Genomic DNA, 24,602 nt, shown 5'->3' with positions numbered 1-24,602 from the left:
AAATAATTTTATACATACATACACTTTTACCGTTCAACGCACGAAAGATATAGAGCAAGACCTTAACCCCTAATTGTTAGCAAGATGAAACCATGTAAAAGGCAGGGATACGCTCCCTGCCTTTTTTCTGTGCACCTTTTATTTAGGATCTCTTAAAATCCATTTTGGCACTATTTTAATGTAGATTAGTTCTCCAATCAGCTCAACAATCGTTTGCGTCACAATCACTGCTGCCGCTAATGTTCTCCAAGACTCTGGTAACGCAAGCGCTAACGGAAGAACGACAAGAGAATTTCTTGTTCCCATGCTGAAGATTAGTGCTCTTCCTGCACCTATATCTAAAGTGAATACGCGTGCGATAAAGCGAGAAACAATTGGCATGATGATTAAGAAGAATATATAAATTGGTACTACTTGAACGATACTATTAAAATCATTGTAGACTTTTCCTATTTGTGAAGCGACTATGACGATTAAGACAAGAGCCATAAACGGGACGGGTAACCATGCAGTCAGGTTTAATGCTTTATCACCAATAGTCTGTTTTCTCGCCCATAGTTGTGTAAGAACCGCTAATAACAAAGGCACCACGATCAATAAGAAAAAGGCTTCTAAAAATGGTCCGATCTGAACGATTGACATCACCTCTTTACCGATAAATAACCATAGATAAAGAGGAAGCAACACCATCTGGACAACAAACAAAATAGGTGTTGCCGCTAGCATCAGTTTTTCGTTTCCTTTTCCTAGCTGAGTAAAGACGATGACATAATCAATACACGGAGTAAGAAGAACTAAGCAAATCCCCAATACGATTGTTGCAGGCAGTGGGAAAATGGAAATTAGACCCCATACTATGATGGGTACGATTACGAAATTTCCAATTAGCAAAGCTATCATAAATCTGACGTTTGAAACAGCTTCTCTTATCTTTAAAAAAGGAATTTGGGCGAACATCCCGTACATGAGGATAGCGATTAGTGGAGAGATTGTCCATTGAAGTCCAGCTCCGAAATTCTCAAAGGTAAGACCGGTAAAGCCACCTATTAGTAAAGATATACCATAAATCCATATTTGTTGATTTTCTAGACCTTCCCTCGTCATGTAATATCTCCTTCTATTCCAAAACTTCGTCGTAAAGTTTATGTAAATTACATTAAATACTCTTAAATTATTAATATACCATCTCCATTATCAATAAAAAAGAACCGCCTCATTTTAAAGACGGTTCTACGAATCAATTGATTAAACTTACTAAGCACGTTCCAGCACTTTAGCCAGCATACGGTGAATAACCTCGTGATCTCGTGAATCATGCAATTGATACTCTTCACCAGGTAGTGTATACCACTCTGCTGCCCCCGCGTATGTGATAGCGAGGTTCAGAATACCTTGTTCATTGCAGCTTGTCTTAAGCTCGAGCTCTCCGCTGATCACACCCACCTCTGTAGTCATTACGCCATGAGTTGCCGTAAAGACTGTTGATTTCTCTTCCATTGGAGCAGCTCCTTTCTATTAAACAAGTTAGTACATTGTTTATACTCTAAATTGATTAATACGTGCAAGTGTTAAGCATGCTTTGAAGTTGTGTTTTTTCTGCTGATTGAAGATTTAAGCCCCAGTTGTACTTTGTTTGAATCCACCATTTTGCGTATCCACAACCAGCTGCAGTCCGAGTTGGCTTCCATGTTGATGGATCTTGGTCACCTTTTGATCGGTTAGAACTTGCCGTCACGGCAATAAGTTGCGGACCAGTAAGATCGTTCGCGAAATCCTCACGTTTGTCTGTTGTCCAGCTACTTGCACCAGAACGCCAAGCCTCAGCGAGGGGTACAACATGATCAATATCAAGGTCAGATGGATTCGTAATCGTTACACCATCATAATAGCTGTACCAGCTACCGGATGTTACTGGACAATCTCCGCTAAAAGAGTCAGCATCACGCTTAAGAACAACTTGACGTGTATCACATCCTCCACCTTGACTCGACCAGTGTGGAAATAGATCGCGAGAATAGCCAGTCATTGAACCTTCTGTCTTAACCACTAATGCGTTCAACTGAGATTGTGCAGCAGATTTAGTAGGCGTTCCTGGCGGTAGCGCCCATGCCTTTTGATTATCATCAGATGATACGACGACAAAAGACATCACCAGAGTAAAAATAAACGAACACAACATCGATTTCTTCAACATGCTTAAATCCTCCAATATGTAGTTTTTTGAATCGTTATAATTTTATAACATCTCTTAAGAAAAAGGCATTACCTTTAAATCAATTAAACATAATCTAGACCTTAGATATAGGTGGATAGTCTGGATTTTCTACGACAATTCCACTCACGAAAAGCATTATAGTAAAATATAATTATCTCTTTGTGTTATTCCACTATTGCATCGCAGGCTGTTTTTCTCCTGGTAAAGGAGCCGGTTCCATGCTTTGGTCGTTTGGCGATAAGTCAATTCCATAATCTTTTGCAAACACCATGTGTGTCTCTTTAAGAACGTTTTCGTGATTCAGATCCAAGTTAAAGACACGCGCTCCACGGAGGCGATTCTTCTCTTCCCCAGGAAGTCCGTACGCTCCAAATCCAGCGCTTCCGCCATAACCTAACATAATGCCATAATAGTTTCCGGCATACGTGTTGATGTGGTCATGTCCACAAAAGACTCCTCTTACATCACCACGATGCTGCATCGCTGAGAATAATCCAGAATTGATCGGACCCGGACACTCATCTTCATTTCTCTCACCTGTAATCTGATGTTTGTTTTTAGCTCGAGTATGATCAGCTTCAGTTCGGCCATCTACACTCGAATACCACATATATCGGTGCTCCCATAACGGAATGTGTATGAACATGAGAGAAGGCACCTTAAATCCAAAACGGTTTTCGATCTTTTGAGACGTTTCATTGTACCAATTGACTTGATCAAAACGAACCCAGTCCCATGTTGGATAACCTTCAAAATTTTGACCCGCAATCTCTTTTGGTGCGTATCTTCCACTATCCATCAACCAGAAATTAAAAGCGGGCTTCTTTCCTTTCGTGTCCCAAACAAGAAGGTTCATGTTCCCTGTTCCTGTGATGTGTTTCGCTCCCTTATCGTTCACATTGTGTTTATAAGATTGGTAGAATGCTAGCATCTTACTCTCATCTACACCGCTTTTTGGGGTAGAATCTTCATCATGATTTCCGAATGTAATGGCCCACTTTATGCCTCTCTTCTCCATCGGCCCAGCAACATTGTTCATCGCCTGTTTCATTTCTAGTTCTGTGTCACATCCACCTGTAATTACGTCTCCGTTCAATACCACAAAGTCAGGCTTCTCAGCATCTAGCACTTTTTCCATCAGCTCAATCGTACGACGGTCGATCCGCTCATCGTCTTGCGTATCGTTAAACTGCACGACCTTGAATTTTCCATCCGAATGAAACTTTAGCACTTTTTCTTCCTTTCGATCTGCATGAGCTTTTTCAGTGAATAAGTTGGATGTATCACCGAGCGAACCTAGTGTTAATGCCAACGTGCTCGCTCCACCTATCTTAATAAAATCACGACGATTCACTTGTTTAGAACTCATTTTGCTACCCCTCCGTAATATGTATGTTGGATTGTTTGTTACAAGATTAAGAGTAGCAAGGCTATTTTTAGGAAGTGTTTGATTGGTGTAAATGTTGTGTGAGGGTGGTTGTTGAGAGATTTTACAATTTTAGGCCCCCACAAAGTTGAAGAAATGGATATATAATAGGCTTAACAATAAAATGTGTTTCATTTGGAGGTTTGTATGTTTAAATCTAATAAAAATATTCCGATTTCTGTGGGCAATGTTTATGCCGTCAAGTTACCAGATGGCCGCTATGGAGCAATCAGAATTATTGATAGACAAAATCGATCTACAACTCTCGTAACCACTCCCTATATTAGTGATAGACTTCCTAGCATTGATGATGAAAAATTAAAACAAACGCTAGTCCAAAATCGATTTTTCTTTGATGGGCAAAAGGCGGGATCGATTGTTGATGGTAAACCACCTAAAGAGTTAATTTTTATTGGTCATATTCAGATGAAAGAAGAACGCCGCTTTCCCAGTTATAGTGGCAATTGGGATATAGAAACGGGAATAGAATCTTATTATGAATGGCGCTGGGAACATGATCGAGAAAACTTTGAAAAAGAGATGCAGGAAGATAAAGAACGAATGGCGAGAGAATCACTCGCTGAAGTTCAAGCACGTAAGAAAATGATGAGTGAAGAGATGTTTTGGTTTATCATCTCTTTAGTAGATAGTGAGGATACAGAAGAAGCCATTCAGAAGTTAGCAGGACTAGGTGTACGGAATATTAAGCAGTTTGAAGAATCCTTGTCTTTTAAACTCTTCCAATTAGATACAGAAGAACACGCACGAAACATTGGAGTTTTTTCCTATAAGGACGAAAATGAGCATTTTTCGGTCGATTTATTTTTATATTTTCGATGCGCTGTCATTACCAAAGGAAAAGACTTTTATGAATTGGTATTACAGAACCCTATACATATGCCTGAAAACGATACGTGTGAGCCCCTACTAGATCTAGCTTCTGAAGCGTATGAGCTTCGCACCGGTAAAGACTTCGAATATGAAACGGGTTGTGATTATGAAACATTCTCCAATCGCAAGGGTTGGGAATAGCGTGACTAAGTGCTTTAGCTAAGGGGTATAATTTATGCGAAATTTGTCGAGATTTAGCAACTCGTCGATAAACGATTGAAACTTGTGGAATTATTATTCAAACTCGTGGAATTATTGACGAAATTTATGGATTCACGCTATAAATTCCTTGAATAAAGTGGTTGAATACCCTATATGGTATGTATTATTGATAAGAACAAGCCACTAAAATGGAGCATAATTACACATTTTCTTCTAGTTACAACTCACTGTTCTCTTTCAAACGCAAAAAGTGACTTTCTTCAACTCTTTTTCTCAAAAATAGTCGTTCACCATCACATTATAATCATATATCTTCGCTCTCAGCTTGTGTTTAACCTCAAACACAGGCTGTTTCTATTTCCAGCACCCAATCCTGTAACGGTGGACAGACTGTATCCATATTTTATTATGAGGAATTTGAGCAGAGATTCTCTACTCGTTCTAGATCTGACAAAAAACAAGGAGGTGTTTGTATTGGACAATAAACACCAATGGAATTTGGATGGATTAAGTACTGGAGACTTTCAAGTTAGTGGCGGTCAGCCACATCATCCCCAAGAACAGCAAGCACAAGACCCTCGTCTTATCGTTCCAGGCTGTGTAATCGGAATCTGTTTTAACTTTTGTGGAGGTTGCGCAGGTTGTGCTGGATGCGCTGGGTGCGGCGGTTGTGCTGGTCGTTGTGGAGGCTGTGGCGGTTGCGGAGGCTGCGCAGGACGTTGTGGTGGTTGCGGTGGACGCTGTGGCGGATGCGGCGGACGTTGCGGAGGCAGATAATCAGATAAATGCATTGTTCGAAGAATTTCAGGGGGCTTTGCTCAAGTTTTTGAGCATCAGTCCTCTATTTAATTTTTCCCGCCGCTACAATCACGTTTTCGTCTACCTCAAGTGGACAATTCCTACAAATGTATTTTTCAAAATGACACACATACATATATTCACGGTAATTCAAAATAATTTCACGGTAATCTCAAATAATTTCACGGTAATCCGCGATTTATTCACGGTAATTGGTTTTATATTCACGTTACTCAATTACTTATTAATCATATGACATAACGGACAAGCAGAATCCATAGGTATAGATGATGAGCATTAGGTTAGGAGGGGTATTATGCCAGGTGTCACTCTCTCGATGTGTTTGAAAATCAACCGAGACACGTTCGTCTATCCACAAAATAACGGCGGCGTTTATCTCCGTAATAACGTGACTTCTATACAAATGGACGGAAATACGATCGAGCAATGGCTGCAAAAATTAATTCCTATGTTAGATGGTAAATGGTCCATGGAGGAAATTACGGACGGGCTGCCTGATCCATATAAAGAGCAAGTCTTTAAGATCGCTGAAGTGTTATACAAAAATGGTTTTGTTCGCGATACAAGTCAGGACCTTCCACATCAGCTACCTCCTGCTCTTTTAGAAAAATATGCTTCACAGATTGAATTTATTGATCACCTTAGCCACTCTGGCGCGCATCGTTTTCAAAACTATCGTGAATCGAAAGTCGCTCTAATAGGCTGTGGTCCACTTCTCACTTCTCTCACAGCTTCACTTTTACAATCAGGACTCCCTGCTTTTACAATATTTCACAGTACGGTAAACCAAAATGAAACTAAAATACTGCAAGAACAAATAAACGCTGCAAAAAAGAATGAGCCTCAATCGGCCATTACACTCTTACCGTTTAATGAAAACAGCTCTAAAGAAGATCTATCAAACGTTGATTATGTTCTTTATGCAAACGGAGATGAGAACACAGACATACTCTCTATGATTCAAAATATATGCAGGGAACGATCGATATCATTTCTACCTATTACATTACAAAACAATCAAGCTTTTGTAGGTCCTTTTCTCTTATCAGATTCTGCAGCATGCTGGAAAACAGCTTCTTTACGCTTAAACAAAAAACGCAGCGAGAGAAACAAATCCATATCATCGCGAACAGCTTCAAGCCTGCTTGCGAACGTCGCTGTTTTTATGTTGTTTAAAAAGATAACCGGCGTACAGGAAAATTCCGAAAACTCCATCTATCAACTGAACGTGGAAACATTAGAAGGAAGTTGGCATCCGGTTTCTCCTCACCCTTTCATAAACAAAAAAATGAAGGTTGATCAGATCAATGACCCTCACTTGTTTTTAAAAGATTCACCCAACCGAGAACTTGATCTGCACTCGTTGTTTTATCAAATTACATCAAGGGAAACCGGATTATTCCGTTTGTTTGAAGAAGAAGATCTAAACCAGCTTCCACTATCACAGTGCAGAGTAAAAGTGGCAGACCCTTACGGTGAAAGTGAGCCAGAACTTATCACAGCCTCAGGCAGAACACACGAAGATGCCCGACTAGAAGCAGGTCTAACTGGACTTGAAACGTATGTGAAGAAGTTATTTCATCATTCTCCCGATAAAATGAGTGTTGGTACCGGCCGGTCTGCAGCAGAAGGAATGTGTAGAGCACTGCAAAACAAGCTACAAGAAATTTTCATGAAGTCTCATAACAAAATGCAAGTCTCTGCAGAAATTGATCCGAGATCCATTCAAGATTCATATTCCACGTTTTTGATTGGAGCACTATCAACTCTTAGTGATGAAATCAAGCTCTTTTTAGGAAAGAAAGTTTATGGTTTTCCAGTGGTATGGGCTCAGCAGCATGGTAAATGTTTCGGCTCTATCGGTCTAGATGAGAACCGTGCGTTACAAAACGCACTTCAAGGAGCACTTATGGATCGGCAAAATAACGAAGAAATTTCAAGTAAGAAATGCATAAAGTCGTCAGCTACCATTTCAACCACTGCACTTCAAACGATTACCCTCTCAGAAACAAAAGAAGTACCACTAACAGAAACATTAGCATCAGCTCTACAAACGTTAAAGAGCAACAACTGCAACGCAACGTTTTACACGCTGCATGCAGAACCCATTTTGAACGAAAATACTTCTGGCATGTTTGGAATCACACTCTCTTCGGAGGTTCAATCATGACTCAAAAAATCATTTTGATCGGAAATGGTAGTCTAGCAAACGAAGTCTACCAACAATTATATGAAACCTATCACATCTCTCGTTTTAAGACAGTGGAAGATGCTGAAATCAATAATGAAAAACTAGCATTAGTCCTTCATGATAGCTGGAATCCGGCTCAGCATGTTAAAGCAGAAGAATTGTTCCGAAACAGCAATATTCCATGGTTAAGAGGATTTGTATTCTTTGGTGAAGCACATGTTGGTCCACTCGTTCAGCCAGATCAACCAGGCTGCTCACAATGCGCGGATCTTCGTTTTTTCATGACCGGTCAAGATCGTAGAGAACATTTTCACATGAAAGACTATCAATGTTCAAAAGAAGAATTACCGCGAGATGTTTGGGCTACTAATCTCGCAATCAACCAGACAGCAGCCCTCATTTGTGATGAGGTCGAGCGTCTCATGCATGTTGGGACTCCTCTCATCCATGAACACGTATACTTGATGAACCTACAAACGTTCAGAATTACGAAGCATTTCTTTTTACCAGATCCGTATTGTGAAACATGTGGTGACATACTACTTGATACCGATGATCATGCTAAGGTTTCTCTTCAATCTAGTCCGAAAATCTCTCGAGACGTCTATCGTTGCCGTTCGATAGATGACCTTCAAAACGTATTAAGTCGAGATTATTTAGATAATCGTACGGGTCTTCTCAACTTTAAAAGATATGACTTGATCTCACCTTTCGCCGACACTGTTGTAAACCTGCCTTTGCTCTCTGGAAATGAACTGAATGCCGGCCGGACACATTCGTATGTGCATAGTGAACAAGCGGGTATTTTAGAAGGACTTGAGCGATATTGTGGTTATGCGCCACGAGGAAAACGAACAATTGTTTACGAACCATACAACAAAGTGAAAAATGTAGCAATGAATCCCCTATCGATCGGAACTCATGCACAGGAACAATACAGCCAGCACCATTTTCCTTTTCAACCGTTTGACCCAGACCGACCGACCCACTGGGTGTGGGGATATTCCTTATCTGAAGATCGCCCTGCATTAGTGCCTGAAACCTTCGCCTATTACAGCATGGGTGGAGGAGAAGGCTTCGTTTATGAGACTTCAAATGGCTGTGCAGTAGGTGGTAGTTTAGAAGAAGCCATTCTGTATGGCATCTTCGAGATCGTAGAACGGGATGCGTTTCTTATGACGTGGTACGGTGAACTGCCTATTCCGCGTCTTGACATGAAATCAATTAATGACTGGGAGCTTCAGCTCATGGTTCAACGCATCCAGCATGTAACGGGGTTTGAGGTTCAATTATTTAATGCTACTACTGAAAACGGAATTCCAAGCATTTGGGCGATGGCAAAGAATACGAAGAACGATGGCTTAAATTTGCTCTGTGCAGCTGGTGCCCATCTTGATCCACTTAGAGCAGCCAAAGGTGCTGTTCAAGAGCTTTCTGGCATGCTTCTTAATATGGAAGAAAGCTTTCTGAAAGACCGTAAGAAATACGAAAAGATGTATAAAGACTCTAGTCTAGTTCGTCATATGGAAGATCACTCGATGGTGTACGGCTTAAAGGAAGCAGAGAAACGATTATATTTTTTACTAGATAAGCGGAAGGTGCGTGACTTTGAAGAAGAGTTCAAACCGGTTCGTCAAACTGACGATCTTTTAGAGGACCTCAATAGTGTGCTGAAAATCTTTAAGAAACTAAATCTTGAAGTAATCGTTGTGGATCAAACTGGACCAGAATTAAAACGGAACGGCCTACATTGTGTAAAAGTTATCATACCTGGCATGCTGCCGATGACGTTTGGTCATCATCTCACACGATTACAAGGATTAGACCGCGTGCTCACGGTACCGATGAAGCTCGGATATGTGAAACAACCGTTATCACCGAACGAATTGAATCCACACCCTCACCCGTTTCCTTAAAACTGTAGGATAGAAAGAAAGGGGCATTGTACACATGAACCTCGATGATTTTTTATACAACCTTCATTACGAGACTTCTAAGATTACGCCGCCCGATTGGGAAGTGAACTGGGAAGATGCCCCGCTTCCCTATAAACTGTACACAACAGATCTGCCTGAAGTTGAATTAACCAGAAATTTTTCTGACACGCACTCACCTAGTACTCATCCAACTCTAGCTGATCTAAGTCAATTTCTTTGGTATACCTATGGAATTACGCAATTGAGTGAGTCATATCTTTCCATGGATTCAGTGGAAACGTGGATGACTAATCGCCGCTACGTTCCTTCTGGGGGTGCACTCTATCCGAGTGAAGTTTATTTGTATTTGAAGCTCCAAGAAATACCCACTGGCATCTATCATTACGATGCTGCACATCATTCGTTAATTTGTTTGCGTGAAGGCAACTTTGATGAGTATTTGGATCATGCTTTAGGAAATCGCTGCGATATGTTGAAATGTTTTGCAGCTGTATTTGTATCGACTTTTTTTTGGAAGAACTTCTTTAAATATCATAACTTTTCATACCGTCTTCAAGGACTCGATGCTGGCTTTTTGCTCGGTCAGATGTTAGAAATCGGAAAACGTAAGGATTTCGAGACTGGCGTTTATTATCAATTTTTAGATGGGGCAATCAACCATCTACTTGGGGTTCATGAGGATGAAGAAAGTGTGTATGCTGTTCTGCCTCTCTCCATAGACAATGAAATGAAATGGTTTGAGGATATAAAAGACGTTCAGATTACCTCAGCAAAACTATGTGAAAAGCTTGAGCCCATACATCATCAACATTACATGAAGTCAAAGGTTATACGTCCTTATCCCATGCTGCGCAAAATGAATCAAGCATGTATGTTGCATGCTTTAACTAATAATAAAAAGCGTTCAATCAATAATGATTCTTCTCTTGTAAAGGTACCGCAAACCAACGATTTAACTCATTCGTTCTCAAAAACATGCAAAGATCGATATTCCCCAGGACAAGATTTTGTATTAATACCACTACAATTCGAAACTCTAACACACCTTTTAAATGAACTTACTTTAATGAGTAACTATCGAAACGATATTGATCAAGACCTTTCACTCTTAACGTCCCGTGTTTCCTTACGCTTTACATCGTATGGTGTAGTTGGACTTTCTAACGGTATGCATGAAGTCTGCAATTCTACTCATAAGATAAAGCAAATCTCACACGGAGATTATCGGATGACTCAACAAGATGGACTGCTTTCCGATTTTGTTAACATGGCGCAGATCCCTCTTTCTTTTAATTTTAGCGGCAGCAACAACCACTACCAGGAACTGTACGGTTATCGAGGGCATCGGATTCAGCACATGGAAGTGGGTATTCTATCTCATAAATTACTTCTCGCTGCCTCTGCACGAAACATGAACGGTCATCCTGTTCTAGGGTTCGATGTTCCTTGGTATGATGGCTTGTTCCAACTAGGAGAATATGAAAGAACGAGTTTGCTTCAGATTCCAGTCGGTTACCACCTGCCCCCAGCACGACTACAAAGTCCGTTAAATATGTAAAAGCCTGTGGCGATTGAGCTGCAGGCTTTAGCGTTCTATAGTGACAGATTATAGCTGATTTGGACACACCGTACCGATCGCAATACCAAAAGGCTCAAGACCTACAGTGATCTCTCCAACGAATGTATTTGTTGTAAGATCAAGAACAACTACTGTAGTACTACCAAAATTATTGTTAGTTATATAAGCAAATTTATCGTCTGGAGTAATCGCGATATTTGCTGGAAGATCTAAATCAGGACTCGTAAGTAACGTCGTTTCACTTTTCGTTAATGTATCTATGATAGAAATTGATGGATCACTTAAATTCACGACATAAGCAGTGCTACCATCTGAAGTAATGGCTATTCCTAAAGGAGCACTTGTTCCTGGTACAATTCCTACTGGTATTAGAGTTTCAGCTAGTGTCGTTGTATCAACTGCGGACACAGAGCCCTCAAAACTATTCGTAACATAAACTTCTGCACCATTAGGAGTTACTGCAACCCCAAAAGCACCAGCAGGAGGAATTGCACCAACTGTAATAACTGTCTGTGTGGTGGTAACAAGATCAACAATAGATAGTGTTCCTTGTGTTTGATCAGTCACATATGCTGTTAGACTATCAGGAGAAATTGCTATATTAACTGGATTACTAGGTGCATTTCCTACGGGAAATACGTTAATTATAGAGTTTGTGACTGTACTGATTGCAGTAAGTGTTCCATCATTTGCATTTGTGACATAAACAGTCGTTCCATCTGGAGTCACAGCAACTCCGGTGGGACCTCCAGGTACATCTATGGTTTTAATTACTGTATTAGTTAACGTATCAATAACTGAAACGGTATTGCTAGTAAAGTTAGTTACATAAGCTCTTCTTCCATTAGGTGATAGCGCCACAAGTAATGGTAACTCTCCAACTGATATCGTATCAATCGTTGTATTTGTTTCCGTATCAATAACAGATACTGTGTTATCACCTGTATTTGTAACATAGGCTAACACTTGGCATGCTAGTGGCGGAACCGGGCTAAGAAATATGCCTGCGATACAATCACAGTTAGTGACAAATACTCTGCCATCTCTTAAAATTCCTGAAACACATCCTGTTCGATCATCATAATTTTGAAAGTTTATCACGATGGGAAGGGATGTGTTTTTTAATAGTATGGAAATTGAAGTGCCCGTTTTCAGTGTTTTCAATAACGCGCACGTACAATGCATGCTATGATTCGGTTCGTTCATGTTTTTCTCCTCTTTACCGTTCAATTTAGAACAAACATATATGTGTTTATTCTATGCATGTACCCCTAAATGCGTTAAGAGCATGTAAAAAGACACCTTCACTTGAAGATGTCTTCAATATCTAACTCTAGTTGTTATCTACATTCTTATACCGATTGAAAAAAACATAAGATGCAATAGTTGCGATGAGAACCGTTGATAGAACCACAACGAGCATGCCCGTAAATTTATAAATGCCTGGCAAAAAGGAGATAGCGACAAGCAGAATTCCTGCAACTACAAAGAGCTTCCCGCTCAATTGGTGCGTCTTTCTCCATGTCTTTTCGTTCGCAAGCGTCCACGGTGTGCGTACTCCGATAAAGTAGTTGTGTTTGATTCGTGGCAAATAATTTCCGAGTACGATAAAAAGTAACCCGATACCTAAGTTCACAACCAATGAGATGTCTATATTAACACCTAAACCATAGCTTATGGTCATGGATTGGAGGAGTAAGAAGAACACGTTCATAATCGTAATAAAAATCGTATAACTGCTAGAAAATTTCTTGTAGTTTTCTTTCTTCGGATCAATTCTTGGCATGAAGATAAACAACGCCATCAAAACAATCATTAACAGTGGTGGAAAGAATGCAGCATATTGCTTATCCCAATATCCATCCACCTCACCATGAATGTTCCAATGCATCGGCATTTGTTCAGGCAGGTAAGGATATGCGAATACACCGATCAGTATACTAAGTGCAATAAGAAGGTAACTCCATCCATACTTTTTCATCATTTTTCCTCCTTCGTTGTAAACGTAAAATACCAGCTCATTAATTCATGAAACACTGTTGTGTTTAAAGAATAATAGATATGCTGTCCTCTTCTCTCATCATCAATTAACGAAGCATGTTTTAAGATTTTCAAGTGATGAGATACACTTGGCTTTTGCATGTCAAAATGTGATGCAATCTCTCCTGCAGTTAGTTCATCTTCTTTTAACAGCGTTAAGATCTGTCTTCGGGTTGGGTCGGATAATGCTTTAAATGCTTCATTAAGAGACATCTTGTCACCTCAGGATGATTTCCCATTATTAGATATTTAGATAAATGTCTAACTATCTAATTACATATTATGTTTATTCTGCCTTTGTGTCAATCATTTCAGTAAAATGTGTTCAATAAAAATAAGCACATTTATTAGTTTAATAAATGTGCCTACTTCAAGGAATATTCTTCTGATTTAACGATGTGATGGCCAAGATCCCTGCATTTTTCTCAACAGCATAATTTGACCAGTATGATAGGCATCATGAAGAAAGATATCAATGAGATCACTTTCTAATCCATTCTCTTTTAATTCTTCAGAACTCATCTCACTTAGTAATCCTTTGAGCTTGTTGTGTACGCTTTCTGCGCGATTAGTGGTAAGATACCAGTCATCATCGTCTTCTGTTTGTTTGGTGATAAAAAAGGTATCGTTTCCATCAATTCGCGTCCATTCTTGTCCTTCCAACGTGGCAACAAGTCGTTCTTTGTAATAAATGAGATGATTGACGTTCTCCCAGATGGATTTCGTTGCTTCGCCAGGCGGTCTAAAGCTCGCTTGCTTAGCCGTTAATCCCTCTATAGCTGGTTTGAGCGGGGCATACCAGCTCTCTTTATCAAATGTCGAATCCAGTACATCCAGTAAGAATTCTGCTCGGCTCATGTGCAAATGACCTCCTAATGATTTGCCGGATTTTTTATCATAGGCTCAACGAGATCTGTATCTGGCGGGGCGTATCCAAGTTGTCTGCCAATCTTTACAATCTGTCCTTTGTGATGGAATTCATGAGTCATCGTGTGCGTAAATAACCACAATGCTGTAAAGTCTGCTTGACTGCCATTTCTAAATGTCACTTCTATTGTGTGATCCCAATTGTCTTCAAATTTGTCGAGAAATTCATAGACCAACTCATCTGTTTTTCTGAAAAGCTCACGCATCTCTTGAACGTTATGTATGGACTCGGGCGTAATATCTGGAAGTGACTTTCCAAGAGCACGATCACCGAGCCATCCTTGATAACAACCTGCTACGTGGGCATGTAGGCTGAGAACAGATTCACCACTAAATCCTTCAAGTTTCTTTTCATAATCAGCTGGATCTAATGTCTCGCAATATTGAAAAAGAGTCTCTCTCGTTGAACGTACCCAATCATACTGAGTTTTGAACAAATTCATACTCTCACTCTCCTTTTTGAACTTACGAATACTTCCCTATCGTTAAGTAGATTTCCTTCTTAAAGGGTTTAAGAATATGACGTTAACCTCGTTAAAAAAGATGCATTCCTTGTGCTAGGAATGCATCTTCGATAAAGAAATGCTTATAACGTTTGTAAAAACCGGTCAATTCGGCGCATTGCCTCTTCAAGCTTTTGAACAGAGGTCGCATAGGAACAGCGAACATGCCCCTCTCCACTCTCTCCAAAAACACTGCCTGGTACAACTGCCACCTGTTCTTTCATCAGAAGCTGTTCGGCGAACTCTTCCGATGACAGTCCTGTCTTTTCAATGGATGGAAATACATAAAATGCACCACCTGGAACATGGCATGATAAGCCCATCTCCTCTAGAGCATGAATGACTAAACTACGGCGCTGCCGGTAACTTTCTTTCATTTTCACTACATCTCTCTGCCCATTAACGAGTGCTTCAAGAGCAGCATGCTGTGCCATCGTAGGAGCGCACATCATCGTATACTGATGTATTTTTAGCATGGCTTGCAAAATAGCTTTAGGACCACAGGCAAAGCCCAAGCGCCAACCCGTCATGGCAAATGCTTTTGAGAATCCAGAAATTAAGATCGTGCGGTCACGCATTTTGTTCACTGCAGGAAAACTCGTATACGGTTCATCGTACGTAAGTTCAGCATATATTTCATCTGAAATAACGAGCAAATCATGCTTCTCCACTACCTCCGCAATCCTCTCCAAATCACTTTTAGATAAAACAGTACCTGTTGGATTATTCGGACTGCACAACATAAGAACTTTCGTTTTGTCAGTGATCGCCGCTTCGATTTGCTCTGGCTGAAGCTTGAAATCATCCTCGCTGTACGTATTTACAGGGACAGGGACTCCGCCAGCCAATGTTACTGTTGGTGCGTAGGAGACAAAACTTGGTTCTACAACAATAACTTCCTCTCCTGGGTTAAGGACCGCTCGCAATGCTATATCAATCGCCTGTGAAGCACCGACAGTAACAACTATTTCTTCTTCCGCACTATACATAACACCAAAACGTCTTTTCATATATCGAGAAATCTCTTTTCGGAGCTCAAACAACCCAGCGTTAGCTGTATAAGCCGTATAGCCTTGTTCTAACGAGTGATAACTTGCTTCAATCACATTCCATGGTGTAACGAAATCCGGCTCACCGACACCAAGGGAAATAACGTTTTCCATAGAAGAAGCAAGGTCAAAGAAACGACGGATACCAGATGGCTGGATGGATTGCACGGTATTTGATAGATATTTAGAAGTGGGTTCAGTAATCATGGTGACACCACAATTCGTTTATCCTCATCATTATCACTAAATACAAGCCCGTCATGTTTGTATTTTTTTAAAATGAAATGAGTGGTTGTTGAAATGACTGAATCGATAGTCGAGAGTTTTTCCGAAACAAATCGTCCAACTTCCGCCATCGTTTTCCCTTCGATCGATACTGACAAATCGTAAACGCCGGACATGAGATATACCGCTTTAACTTCAGGAAAACGGTAAATTCGCTCCGCCACTTTATCAAAGCCAACACCTCGTTTTGGTGTGACCTTTACATCGATCATAGCTGTTACAGCACCGTCTTCGGTACCTTTCGTCCAGTCGATAATGGCCGAATAGCCTAGAATCACTTTTTCTTTTTCAAGCTTGTCTAGTATTTGTTTTGTTTCATCCTCTGTAATTCCCATTAACCTTGCGATTGTTGCTGTTTCAAGACGTCCATTTTTTTCAATGAGTTGCAATAATTCACGTTCTGTAGAATCCAAATCAATCACTCGCTTTTAGTAGAATATGCAGACCATTATAACAAACCCTATAATTTAATCCACTTGGAAATTATTTAATAAATGGATATCTGTTAGATTTTCTAGTTACGATACAAATACTCCGTATCATACATTGTAGCTCTGTAAAGCTCTTACCCTGGTTCTATTTAAAGCCATTCATAGCAATCGTCAGCTAAATGCTGTAACTCTTCTATGAAAATACTAGCGTGATATCCGTCACATACCGCATGGTGCACTTGTAAGGAATCATGGATATCGGAAATGTATTTGGTGGTTCATTCTGTTTCGTGAATAACCCCTTTATACTAGAATATCGCTCTATATCACCATTATAGTTTTTGTAAAAACGATGAAAATGATCGGAATACTCTGTCCAAATGCTCGAGAACGATTTGTTATCACTATGAAAGATTGTATAGCTCGGCAGCATCTCTTCCCAATAACCTAGTGTTCCATCCTTAAAACAGGTGCGGAATTCTTTATGAGAATTAACAACTTTACTAACCATGTGAATGAAAGTCGGATAAAACGTAATGCCTTTTTTCCGAATCTGTTCAAGTAACCTTGTAATGTTAATATTTGCGGTCAAGCTAAAGGTGCATTTTTGACGTAAATAATGTTCAAAATACGGAGTTCTATCCCAATTCTCTTTATTGATTGCATGAAATGTCATGTATTTCGCCTCCTGAAATATTTTTCTAAGTTTCAGGAGGCTTACTTATCTGCTTTCACCATTTTTCTCACCTCTCAAATTTCACTGAGTGCACTAGTTATTCTACTTTAATATTAGCAACGAACTCTGTATCACCTTGATCAGAATCAAAGTCTATCTCTAGAACATAATTACCCTTTTCTTTAGGAAAATAGAAAGTCTTGTCAGCATCATTTAACATTGTGAGATCCTCACCTTTTCGAGCTACTACACCAATACTTACTCCCGAATATGGATTCATTCCTTCGATCTCATTTTGTTCAATGATTAAAAACCCGCTACTTCCAGGGTTAACGGAAATTTGCTTTTCTTTTGCAGCAAGTTCTTTTAAATTTATGTATTCTTTATCATATTCACCTTCCGTAAAGTTCCACTTTCGATTTCCTTCTTTAAGTTTATATAGCTCATCGCCCACCTGAAGAAATGCTTCTGGAGGACTTTCATAATACTCTTCACCAATACAGCCTGTTAACAAAAAAGGAGCAAGAAGCAGTGTTGCTAGAAAGGTTACGTTTTTGGATTTATTCATATTTAATATTTCCTTCCTTTACTAACCTTTAACAGTAATGAATTATTAGAAAGTATTTTTCTTTACCTAAACCGTTTAAAACGATTAAAAAGTTTGTAACTACGAAGTCAAGTTTCTTTAATGATTCTGTACATATGTTTAACAACATTCAATAAAAAATGCACTTCTCCTTCTTGAAGAAATGCACCCGCAGTGGAATATATAATTCGTTAATTATTATGCACTTTAACATAAACTGAACCAAACAATTTATCATCAACGTACGCATTCAACTTCCACATCCCTGAATGAGGCAGTGACATCATCGAAGGGATATGTGCATCAGCTCCATTGTTTGATCCGCCTACAAATGAATCTACAAGAGACACTTCTTCATCTGTTTTTTGTGATGTGGCAATAACTTTAAACGGCTTACCAGGTAAGTCTTTAGATCCCCACAAATGCCACATATACTTCTGCTCTTTGTTAGGGAAAAATTTAGTGACTTCTGAGTCATCGTAAATAAAACCTATCTTATCTTTTTCACCAATCATCGTATAACTACCAGACTCAAATAAGGTACTTTCTTTCCAACTTTCTTGATTACATGCCACAAGGACTAAGATACATATAATTATAAAAATGACTTTTCTCAGACAAGATTCCCCCTTTCTTTACGGATAACTGCTTTTTCTAAAGTCTCTCCTGTTTCCACAGCACCGCCTGGTAGAGTAACCATATAAAACTCGAACATTCTTATTGTTCTAGTTTTCAATACTTAAGTTTGATTACAATTTATGTTCATTGTTGATATATTAGTTATCATAGATTTATTATTTGAAAGAAAATACCTAATAGAAAGAGGTTGAATTTTTATGAAATCGTTGAGCAACATATTTCGTTCATCCACTTTTAGAAAAATTGTCCCTGTTCTATTTCTTTCTAGTGCAACTCTTGTAGGTTCAATCAGTCATGTTGATGCCAAAGTAACAAGACCCGATGAACAAGGAACTGCAAATCATCATGTTTTTTCCAAACTTGAGGAAAAATTTGATGCGAAACTTGGAATCTATGCTTTGGATACTGGTACCAACCAAACCGTAAACTATCATCCAGACGAGCGTTTTGCTTATACATCTACTCATAAGGCTCTAGCTGTAGGAGCACTATTACAACAGAAATCAATAGAAGACCTTAATCATACAATTACCTATACACGTGGAGATCTTGTTACTTATAGTCCGATTACAGAAAAGCATGTTGATACCGGGATGACTCTTCAAGAGCTTTCGGATGCTTCTCTTCGATACAGTGACAATACTGCTGGAAACCTTATTCTTAAACAACTGGGAGGACCGACTGGATTTAAAAGATCACTGGAGGAAATTGGTGATTATGTTACCTACCCTAAACGCTATGAACCTGATTTAAATGAAGTTAATCCCGGTGAAATTCACGATACAAGTACACCAAGAGCACTTGCTACTAGTCTTCAAGCCTATGCACTGGGAGATATACTCCCAACAGAAAAACGTGAACTATTAATAGATTGGATGAAGAGAAATACTACTGGAGATGCTTTAATTCGTGCTGGAGTTCCTAAAGGGTGGGAAGTAGCTGATAAGACTGGGGCAGGATCATATGGTACGCGAAATGACATTGCGATCATTTGGCCGCCAAAAAGAGACCCTATCGTTCTTGCTGTACTTTCCAGTCGTGATCAAAAAGATGCTGATTATAACGACAAGCTTATAGCTGAAGCAACTAAAAAAGTAATAAAGATTCTTAAAGTTAAAAAATAACAAAGGTTACGTCCAGAGGATGAAATAAATAAACGTTTTAAAAAATGCAGGATAACTTTTATCTTGCATTTTTCTCTGCTCTCTTAAACTGTGTTGTACGAATAGAAGAGTTCATAAGATACTTTCTGTTTCGAAACGAAGGAGGCTCTTATGATAAACTTTTTTTCTATCAATCGTTTAAAAGGGTACCAGAAACTATTATTTATCATAATCCCACCTTTCAAATTAATTATTAACTACAGTATTATAATGGTGCATTTTACTCTTCTAGAATCGCACCCTAATGTTAAATAAGAAATGACTAAGCTAAGAAACTATGTTCATTAAGCCACAGTATTCCTAGAAATATTCTTTTATTCCGTTTTCAAAGGCACGTTTATCGTTATTTATCAAACCATGCAACGCTTCTTGTAAAGCAAACGTGCTCTTATAAAATGTAACACGCTTAGCTATTTCTGAACCATTTGGATAAAGGTCTATACACTTGTTAAAGAAATCCTCACCATAACTTGATAGTATTCCTGCAAAATCAAAGGCAGGATCACCTATACGGGTACCACCAAAGTCTATGATCCCTGAAATTTCACAATTTTTGGAGTTCCATAAGATATTCGAAGCTCCAAAATCTCCATGTATAAGAGTCGTTTTTAAATGTTCTTCATTATTAAGGAAACTCTCAAATGAAAAAACGATATCCTTTTGATCTTTTTCATTGATAAAAGAAAAGAGCTTGTCCTGTATATTATTAAAGAGTTCTTTCATTTCTTCATAAGGGTTACGATCTTTTAATTCTAGATCCCTATTCAACTTCTGTTTTGATATGGAATGAATTTCAATTAAAAAAGTTACGAGTTGTTTTGCAAGTTTTATTGAATCCACTTTATCAACTTTAACAAAATCTTCATTCCAAAAAGGATCACCTTCAATACGTTCATAACCAGTAAATACTTTACCAGGTTTTAATAGCTCAAATGACTGATATGTTGGACATGGAATTGGGATGGATATTTTGCCCCTAATATGTTCTAAGATTTTCGTTTCTTCTTTTAAACTTACAATTCCTTTATCGTACTTGGGAAATCTGAATACAAGAGAATTGTTAATTATTAAAACATCGTTATTTTGACCAATATCATTTGGATAAACATCTTCAATTAAAAGTTCAGGATAGACTGCTTGAATACGTTCAATATAATCATTCATTGGTATACTCCTTGTTTTTCAACCTAACATTTATTATTTAGTGCTTCTTTTAAGCACCCTTTTCTTGAAGACTTGAATTAATTACCTTTAACTCAAGCTGGTTCATTTGTTTTAGAGTAAATACAAGTGTCTGTCAGCATGCTGCCATCTGCCGATAGGTCATCATTCCTTAACGTACCTTCAAATGTAAAACCAAGTTTTTCTGGTATAGAGCGACTTTTAACGTTTCTTGATTCACACCTTATTTCAATCCTCATAAATGCGAGGTGATTTAACCCAAAGTTAACTAACTCCTTTACAGCTTCGGTCATATATCCATGTCCGCCATGTTTTGTATGAATCCAGTAGCCCATCTCACATTTTGGAATATCCCAGTCAATCCTGTGTAGGCTAGCTGTTCCAATAAAGTCCTTCCCTCCATCTTTATCAAACATAAGAAAACGAAAACCTTCTCTTTTTAAAAAATGTATATGAGCATTTCTTAATAGTATTTCAGTTTCTTCAACAGTAGGGATTTCTTGAAAAAGTGAAAGCCACGCTTTTAATTCATCAAACGAATCTTTTATGGCTTGGTGCACAATCTCTCCATCTCCAGTTTGAAGTGGTGCTCGAAGAATTAGTCTTTCCGTTTCTAATTGTAAAGGAATATCTAATAACAAGGGGTTCATTTTATCTTCCTCGCCTTAATGATTTTTGATTAATCATAAGAGTAGAGCATTTGAACTTCTTAAAAAAATGCACATGATAGCGGAAGAACAAGGATCTTAGTTTTCTTTCCAGATAACCGCTTTCTTAATTAACTCATCAACAAATACTTCTTTAACTTCTTGATATTTATGCGTATCATCAGGGAACTGTTTTGCCAACACCTTTTTAAGATCTCCGTATTTTTTTGCATCTTCTGGATTGTTGTTTAGGTAATCTTTGAATGTTAAATGTGTTTCAATGTTTTTATTTCCAAGTTGAAAAATATGAATGTGATGAGATCTTTTACGTTTCCCTTTTGTAAAATATCTTCTTCCTGTTATTCCATGTTCATTCCTTGGTTCATATCCTAAAGAAAACATTTCCTCATTGTATAAATGAACTTTCTCGATATCTTTTACAACGATTAAGATATCAATGATTGGTTTTGCATAACCAACAGAAGGTAATGATGTACTACCTATATGATAGATTTCAATCAGCTCATCTTTAATAATTCCTTTAAGTTTACTTTCTTCTTTTAAATAAGCGTTCTTCCATTCTTCAGTCCATGGAAGTATCTCTGTCTTTCTCACCAGCATTTACTCCTCCCACATAAAATCCCACTTCTTCACAAGCGCCTTCCTTATTCCCATGCCTCTGTAATTTTTATAATACGACGTTTAATGATAGTTTCCTTTCCAACAATCTATTCAAGTTATGCTAGAAACAATTCAGCCACATAAAAAAACGCAACGAATTTCGTTGCGAGCTTCAACCATATTTTACGAAAAATCCCTTTTATATTGAACGGCCAAATAAATGCCACATGCTAGAATGGCTAGTGCGTATTTGTATAAGAAGAAGATGTTCGCCATATACTCAGTAGGAAAAACGATGTCACATAGAATGATAGTCAACAGCATAAAGTAGCTGCTCTTCAGATAAATGTTTTTTGTCCGTTCATCTTCATTCCCCATCTTCTTATAAAACACATAGGCTAAAACCATACTAACCATTAATAATAAAAAACCAATTCCTAAGAGAATGTTCCAATTGCCAGTAGACTGTTCAGCCCATGACTTCAAAGGATAAAAAGTTGCACCAGGGATATCTGAGATCGACTTAATTTTCATTTTCATCAATTCCTTTCTTATAAGTAAAAATATCGTTTACATCCACTTTAAAGAATTCAGCAATTCGAAAAGCTAACAACAGAGTGGGTACATAATTTCCCTTTTCCATTACAAAGATGGTTTGTTTGGAGACCCCGACTTTTTCTGCTAATTCTTGCTGCGACAATCTGGCAAGTACACGATATTCATAAACCTTATTTGAAATGGAATCACCAAAATCTTTCTTCATGACATCACCTCTTCTATTTAATTATAAACTAATTTCTTACAAAAAGTAAAGTAAACTTATACTTTGTTTTAAATTACTTTAATTTTTAATCAAATTACTTTGATTTTAATGAAAATCTCTATTATAAAAAAACCTGAAAGAAACATTAGTACATTAAGTTATATATTTTTATGGGATTTTCCATGTATCCATATAAAGCACGCCTAACTTCATTTGCCGTATGTTGAAATAGATGTTGATTAATTACCCACAACAACGAAAAAAGGCCGTGGTTTATTTAACCACAACCTTTTAACTAACACTATCTTGTTTATCTATCTTGTCCAAGGAGCATTTTAATGACCTCTAGTGATTTACCATGATAGCCTTCAAGTTCGAGGACCTTAAAGCAGTAATTTTCTACGAATGCCTCGTCTCCCTTTGCAATGTCCAAGTTTTCTAATAGAATTCATCCACCAATCGTATCTACATCTTCATCACTCAGGTGGAGACCAAAAAGGTCATTCACCTCACTGAACAATACCTTACCATGAAGAACAGTCTTATCTGACCCAATTGACACGCAGAAATATATTCGTCTAGGTTTCGGATTACAAGGAGTTGTGTCTTTTTCAGAAAGGTCGGTAAGTGAATATGAAGAAAAGGCTTTCCTTATGAAATAGATTGAGTATTTAATTTTCAGTGAGTAGAATTAAGAGATGCGGCAATCATGACTGCTATGAAGCTAAAAAATGTAATCTATGTGCTAATTCCTTCTATATTATCAAACTTCTAAATGATAATGTTATGAGGGAATCATAATGTTTAAACCAGCTTACGAAAATGTAATTAAAAGGAAAAGAAAGGATGAGAAAAATGGCATGTTTTACTATCGATGAACAAGTGATTAATGGCGAGTCGCTTCCCTTATTTTCCCTTACCGTCAACGATTCGCAGGCAACATCAGTTTACAGTGATGCTGATGTGCAGGCTAAGTTGGTGAAAATCCTACGCAGCAATACTAGCATCCCCGTTCTTGATCTACAGGAGGGGTTATACATGCGCCTGTCAGTAGAAGACAATATCGCTTTTTTTAAAAAATGGTTCGAATGTAAAATGCCATTACCTCAAATTCTGGTGGAGTTTGAACTGCATACATGTGCAAAGAAAGCTTTGGACAAATGCTCCGAATCTGAAATTCGACGAGTATACTTTGCTAAATATTTTATAAGCGGATACAAGAAAATGGCATTCCTGGAGCCGATACACGGTGTTGATGTTATAACAGTTAATACGTTTATTAATATGCTTCAAAAAATAAAGCATCTACAGATACCTGTGCTTATTTTAGTATCCAGCATGGAACATGCAGTTTTACTTGGAGATAGTGTGTACAAGCTTCAACAAAATGGGTTGCAAGAAGTTGAAGTTGATGAAATGGCCACAGTACAGCCTGAAATGGAAAGTTCCACAGAACCATTTGTTGCAAATCTATTCAAAATTTCTGCACGTGTAGGAGATAAAATAATTCTATTTGATCCGACAGAGATCGATTATATCGAAAGTCAGGATGGAAAGACAATGATTATTATTAATGAGGAATCTTTTGCGATGGAATACACACTGGCTGAAGTAGACAAGAAGTTAGAGGTTTTTGGATTTTATCGTTGTCACCGGTCCTACATAGTAAACCTGCAAAAGGTACGTGAGATTATTACATGGTCAAAAAACACGTATTCACTCAGAATTAGCAATAAGGTTCAGTCAACTATTCCCCTGTCTCGTTCTAAAATTCAAGATATCCAGGAAAAATTAATCCTCAAATAGACACAGTTCACCTTAACTAGAAGGTCTTTTTAAAGATACTTTAACTTGATATAAGTACAGTTCA

Annotated in this window: 27 protein-coding genes and 1 pseudogene; 7 read left to right on the top strand and 21 right to left on the bottom strand. The window is 38.3% G+C overall.

Going from position 1 to position 24,602, the window contains the following annotated elements:
• Positions 1-138: 138 nt before the first annotated feature.
• The 4 genes from IHV12_RS18140 to IHV12_RS18125 all read right to left on the bottom strand — a co-directional run bounded on the left by IHV12_RS18140 (position 139) and on the right by IHV12_RS18125 (position 3,584).
• Entirely contained in the window at positions 139-1,104 is a 966-nt protein-coding gene (locus IHV12_RS18140) for an arsenic resistance protein (RefSeq protein ID WP_197191727.1), read from the bottom strand.
• Positions 1,105-1,254: 150 nt separating this feature from the next.
• Entirely contained in the window at positions 1,255-1,497 is a 243-nt protein-coding gene (locus IHV12_RS18135) for a hypothetical protein (RefSeq protein ID WP_197191726.1), read from the bottom strand.
• 55 nt (positions 1,498-1,552) lie between these two features.
• Positions 1,553-2,194, bottom strand: coding sequence for an HNH endonuclease family protein (locus IHV12_RS18130; RefSeq protein ID WP_197130073.1), 642 nt, complete (start codon positions 2,192-2,194; stop codon positions 1,553-1,555).
• Between the two features lie 193 nt (positions 2,195-2,387).
• The gene (locus tag IHV12_RS18125) at positions 2,388-3,584 is read right to left on the bottom strand and encodes a metallophosphoesterase (protein ID WP_197191725.1); all 1,197 of its coding nucleotides are present in this window, start codon (positions 3,582-3,584) and stop codon (positions 2,388-2,390) included.
• A gap of 204 nt (positions 3,585-3,788) precedes the next feature.
• Between IHV12_RS18125 and IHV12_RS18120 the strand changes: the two genes are divergently transcribed.
• From IHV12_RS18120 to IHV12_RS18100, 5 genes are all read left to right on the top strand, one after another.
• Complete coding sequence (locus IHV12_RS18120; protein ID WP_197191724.1) at positions 3,789-4,673, top strand: DUF4240 domain-containing protein; 885 nt, start codon at positions 3,789-3,791, stop codon at positions 4,671-4,673.
• 495 nt (positions 4,674-5,168) lie between these two features.
• Positions 5,169-5,471 carry a hypothetical protein gene (locus IHV12_RS18115; protein ID WP_197130085.1) on the top strand — a complete coding sequence of 101 codons (303 nt, stop codon included), beginning with the start codon at positions 5,169-5,171 and terminating at the stop codon, positions 5,469-5,471.
• 337 nt (positions 5,472-5,808) lie between these two features.
• Positions 5,809-7,683 (top strand): bacteriocin maturation protein, encoded by a 1,875-nt coding sequence (locus IHV12_RS18110; protein WP_197191723.1) that lies wholly within the window; start codon positions 5,809-5,811, stop codon positions 7,681-7,683.
• Positions 7,680-9,620, top strand: coding sequence for a TOMM precursor leader peptide-binding protein (locus tag IHV12_RS18105; RefSeq protein WP_197191722.1), 1,941 nt, complete (start codon positions 7,680-7,682; stop codon positions 9,618-9,620). Before IHV12_RS18110 ends, IHV12_RS18105 begins: the two co-directional genes overlap by 4 nt.
• Before the next feature lie 34 nt (positions 9,621-9,654).
• Positions 9,655-11,199 carry a SagB family peptide dehydrogenase gene (locus tag IHV12_RS18100; protein WP_197191721.1) on the top strand — a complete coding sequence of 515 codons (1,545 nt, stop codon included), beginning with the start codon at positions 9,655-9,657 and terminating at the stop codon, positions 11,197-11,199.
• Positions 11,200-11,247: 48 nt separating this feature from the next.
• On the opposite strand, the gene IHV12_RS18095 is transcribed toward IHV12_RS18100, so the two are convergent.
• The 10 genes and pseudogenes from IHV12_RS18095 to IHV12_RS18050 form a co-directional block, all read right to left on the bottom strand.
• Positions 11,248-12,426 carry a hypothetical protein gene (locus IHV12_RS18095; RefSeq protein ID WP_197191720.1) on the bottom strand — a complete coding sequence of 393 codons (1,179 nt, stop codon included), beginning with the start codon at positions 12,424-12,426 and terminating at the stop codon, positions 11,248-11,250.
• Positions 12,427-12,553: 127 nt separating this feature from the next.
• Entirely contained in the window at positions 12,554-13,204 is a 651-nt protein-coding gene (locus tag IHV12_RS18090) for an SdpI family protein (protein ID WP_197191719.1), read from the bottom strand.
• Positions 13,201-13,473 carry an autorepressor SdpR family transcription factor gene (locus IHV12_RS18085; RefSeq protein ID WP_066394788.1) on the bottom strand — a complete coding sequence of 91 codons (273 nt, stop codon included), beginning with the start codon at positions 13,471-13,473 and terminating at the stop codon, positions 13,201-13,203. Before IHV12_RS18085 ends, IHV12_RS18090 begins: the two co-directional genes overlap by 4 nt.
• A 177-nt stretch (positions 13,474-13,650) precedes the next feature.
• Entirely contained in the window at positions 13,651-14,118 is a 468-nt protein-coding gene (locus IHV12_RS18080) for a DinB family protein (protein WP_197191718.1), read from the bottom strand.
• Positions 14,119-14,132: 14 nt separating this feature from the next.
• A complete protein-coding gene (locus tag IHV12_RS18075) occupies positions 14,133-14,630 on the bottom strand; it encodes a DinB family protein (protein ID WP_197191717.1) in 498 nt (165 codons plus the stop codon).
• 143 nt (positions 14,631-14,773) lie between these two features.
• Entirely contained in the window at positions 14,774-15,946 is a 1,173-nt protein-coding gene (locus IHV12_RS18070) for an aminotransferase (RefSeq protein ID WP_197191716.1), read from the bottom strand.
• Complete coding sequence (locus IHV12_RS18065) at positions 15,943-16,437, bottom strand: Lrp/AsnC family transcriptional regulator (protein WP_197130106.1); 495 nt, start codon at positions 16,435-16,437, stop codon at positions 15,943-15,945. The genes IHV12_RS18070 and IHV12_RS18065 overlap by 4 nt, the downstream gene beginning before the upstream one ends.
• 167 nt (positions 16,438-16,604) lie before the next feature.
• Positions 16,605-17,131: pseudogene (locus IHV12_RS18060) on the bottom strand (CatA-like O-acetyltransferase).
• Between the two features lie 97 nt (positions 17,132-17,228).
• Positions 17,229-17,699, bottom strand: a complete 471-nt coding sequence (locus IHV12_RS18055; RefSeq protein WP_197191715.1) for a hypothetical protein — start codon at positions 17,697-17,699, stop codon at positions 17,229-17,231.
• Between the two features lie 209 nt (positions 17,700-17,908).
• The gene (locus IHV12_RS18050) at positions 17,909-18,292 is read right to left on the bottom strand and encodes a DUF4871 domain-containing protein (protein WP_370568838.1); all 384 of its coding nucleotides are present in this window, start codon (positions 18,290-18,292) and stop codon (positions 17,909-17,911) included.
• Between the two features lie 261 nt (positions 18,293-18,553).
• Here IHV12_RS18050 and bla point away from each other — a divergent pair, with 261 nt between their 5' ends.
• On the top strand, positions 18,554-19,480 hold the full coding sequence (bla, locus tag IHV12_RS18045) for a class A beta-lactamase (RefSeq protein ID WP_197191714.1): 927 nt from the start codon (positions 18,554-18,556) through the stop codon (positions 19,478-19,480).
• Positions 19,481-19,819: 339 nt separating this feature from the next.
• On the opposite strand, the gene IHV12_RS18040 is transcribed toward bla, so the two are convergent.
• From IHV12_RS18040 to IHV12_RS23100, 7 genes are all read right to left on the bottom strand, one after another.
• The gene (locus IHV12_RS18040; RefSeq protein WP_197191713.1) at positions 19,820-20,683 is read right to left on the bottom strand and encodes a phosphotransferase family protein; all 864 of its coding nucleotides are present in this window, start codon (positions 20,681-20,683) and stop codon (positions 19,820-19,822) included.
• A 92-nt stretch (positions 20,684-20,775) separates the two neighbouring features.
• Positions 20,776-21,351, bottom strand: a complete 576-nt coding sequence (locus IHV12_RS18035; protein ID WP_197191712.1) for a GNAT family N-acetyltransferase — start codon at positions 21,349-21,351, stop codon at positions 20,776-20,778.
• Between the two features lie 96 nt (positions 21,352-21,447).
• Positions 21,448-21,963 carry a GrpB family protein gene (locus IHV12_RS18030; RefSeq protein ID WP_197191711.1) on the bottom strand — a complete coding sequence of 172 codons (516 nt, stop codon included), beginning with the start codon at positions 21,961-21,963 and terminating at the stop codon, positions 21,448-21,450.
• Between the two features lie 189 nt (positions 21,964-22,152).
• Positions 22,153-22,503, bottom strand: coding sequence for a DUF2178 domain-containing protein (locus IHV12_RS18025; RefSeq protein WP_197191824.1), 351 nt, complete (start codon positions 22,501-22,503; stop codon positions 22,153-22,155).
• The gene (locus IHV12_RS18020) at positions 22,493-22,732 is read right to left on the bottom strand and encodes a helix-turn-helix transcriptional regulator (RefSeq protein WP_197191710.1); all 240 of its coding nucleotides are present in this window, start codon (positions 22,730-22,732) and stop codon (positions 22,493-22,495) included. Before IHV12_RS18020 ends, IHV12_RS18025 begins: the two co-directional genes overlap by 11 nt.
• A 310-nt stretch (positions 22,733-23,042) precedes the next feature.
• Complete coding sequence (locus IHV12_RS22940; protein WP_255552637.1) at positions 23,043-23,165, bottom strand: hypothetical protein; 123 nt, start codon at positions 23,163-23,165, stop codon at positions 23,043-23,045.
• A gap of 15 nt (positions 23,166-23,180) precedes the next feature.
• On the bottom strand, positions 23,181-23,294 hold the full coding sequence (locus tag IHV12_RS23100) for a transporter associated domain-containing protein (protein WP_370568837.1): 114 nt from the start codon (positions 23,292-23,294) through the stop codon (positions 23,181-23,183).
• 284 nt (positions 23,295-23,578) lie between these two features.
• On the opposite strand from IHV12_RS23100, the gene IHV12_RS18010 reads away from it, so the two are divergent.
• Positions 23,579-24,538, top strand: coding sequence for a response regulator transcription factor (locus IHV12_RS18010; protein WP_231619545.1), 960 nt, complete (start codon positions 23,579-23,581; stop codon positions 24,536-24,538).
• The last annotated feature ends 64 nt before the right edge of the window (positions 24,539-24,602 follow it).

This window comes from Fictibacillus sp. 7GRE50, assembly GCF_015903875.1.
Lineage (GTDB): Bacteria > Bacillota > Bacilli > Bacillales > Fictibacillaceae > Fictibacillus > Fictibacillus phosphorivorans.
Note: the sequence above shows the minus strand (reverse complement) of the source record. Positions and strands in the feature narration are given on the sequence as shown.

Bases quoted from the DNA above. Each gene is read 5' to 3' on its own strand.
- IHV12_RS18140 (WP_197191727.1), bottom strand. From the start codon at position 1,104: ATGACGAGGGAAGGTCTAGAAAATCAACAAATATGGATTTATGGTATA.
- IHV12_RS18135 (WP_197191726.1), bottom strand. From the start codon at position 1,497: ATGGAAGAGAAATCAACAGTCTTTACGGCAACTCATGGCGTAATGACT.
- IHV12_RS18130 (WP_197130073.1), bottom strand. From the start codon at position 2,194: ATGTTGAAGAAATCGATGTTGTGTTCGTTTATTTTTACTCTGGTGATG.
- IHV12_RS18125 (WP_197191725.1), bottom strand. From the start codon at position 3,584: ATGAGTTCTAAACAAGTGAATCGTCGTGATTTTATTAAGATAGGTGGA.
- IHV12_RS18120 (WP_197191724.1), top strand. From the start codon at position 3,789: ATGTTTAAATCTAATAAAAATATTCCGATTTCTGTGGGCAATGTTTAT.
- IHV12_RS18110 (WP_197191723.1), top strand. From the start codon at position 5,809: ATGCCAGGTGTCACTCTCTCGATGTGTTTGAAAATCAACCGAGACACG.
- IHV12_RS18105 (WP_197191722.1), top strand. From the start codon at position 7,680: ATGACTCAAAAAATCATTTTGATCGGAAATGGTAGTCTAGCAAACGAA.
- IHV12_RS18100 (WP_197191721.1), top strand. From the start codon at position 9,655: ATGAACCTCGATGATTTTTTATACAACCTTCATTACGAGACTTCTAAG.
- IHV12_RS18095 (WP_197191720.1), bottom strand. From the start codon at position 12,426: ATGAACGAACCGAATCATAGCATGCATTGTACGTGCGCGTTATTGAAA.
- IHV12_RS18090 (WP_197191719.1), bottom strand. From the start codon at position 13,204: ATGATGAAAAAGTATGGATGGAGTTACCTTCTTATTGCACTTAGTATA.
- IHV12_RS18085 (WP_066394788.1), bottom strand. From the start codon at position 13,473: ATGTCTCTTAATGAAGCATTTAAAGCATTATCCGACCCAACCCGAAGA.
- IHV12_RS18080 (WP_197191718.1), bottom strand. From the start codon at position 14,118: ATGAGCCGAGCAGAATTCTTACTGGATGTACTGGATTCGACATTTGAT.
- IHV12_RS18075 (WP_197191717.1), bottom strand. From the start codon at position 14,630: ATGAATTTGTTCAAAACTCAGTATGATTGGGTACGTTCAACGAGAGAG.
- IHV12_RS18070 (WP_197191716.1), bottom strand. From the start codon at position 15,946: ATGATTACTGAACCCACTTCTAAATATCTATCAAATACCGTGCAATCC.
- IHV12_RS18055 (WP_197191715.1), bottom strand. From the start codon at position 17,699: ATGAATAAATCCAAAAACGTAACCTTTCTAGCAACACTGCTTCTTGCT.
- bla (WP_197191714.1), top strand. From the start codon at position 18,554: ATGAAATCGTTGAGCAACATATTTCGTTCATCCACTTTTAGAAAAATT.
- IHV12_RS18040 (WP_197191713.1), bottom strand. From the start codon at position 20,683: ATGAATGATTATATTGAACGTATTCAAGCAGTCTATCCTGAACTTTTA.
- IHV12_RS18035 (WP_197191712.1), bottom strand. From the start codon at position 21,351: ATGAACCCCTTGTTATTAGATATTCCTTTACAATTAGAAACGGAAAGA.
- IHV12_RS18025 (WP_197191824.1), bottom strand. From the start codon at position 22,503: ATGAAAATTAAGTCGATCTCAGATATCCCTGGTGCAACTTTTTATCCT.
- IHV12_RS18020 (WP_197191710.1), bottom strand. From the start codon at position 22,732: ATGAAGAAAGATTTTGGTGATTCCATTTCAAATAAGGTTTATGAATAT.
- IHV12_RS18010 (WP_231619545.1), top strand. From the start codon at position 23,579: ATGAGAAAAATGGCATGTTTTACTATCGATGAACAAGTGATTAATGGC.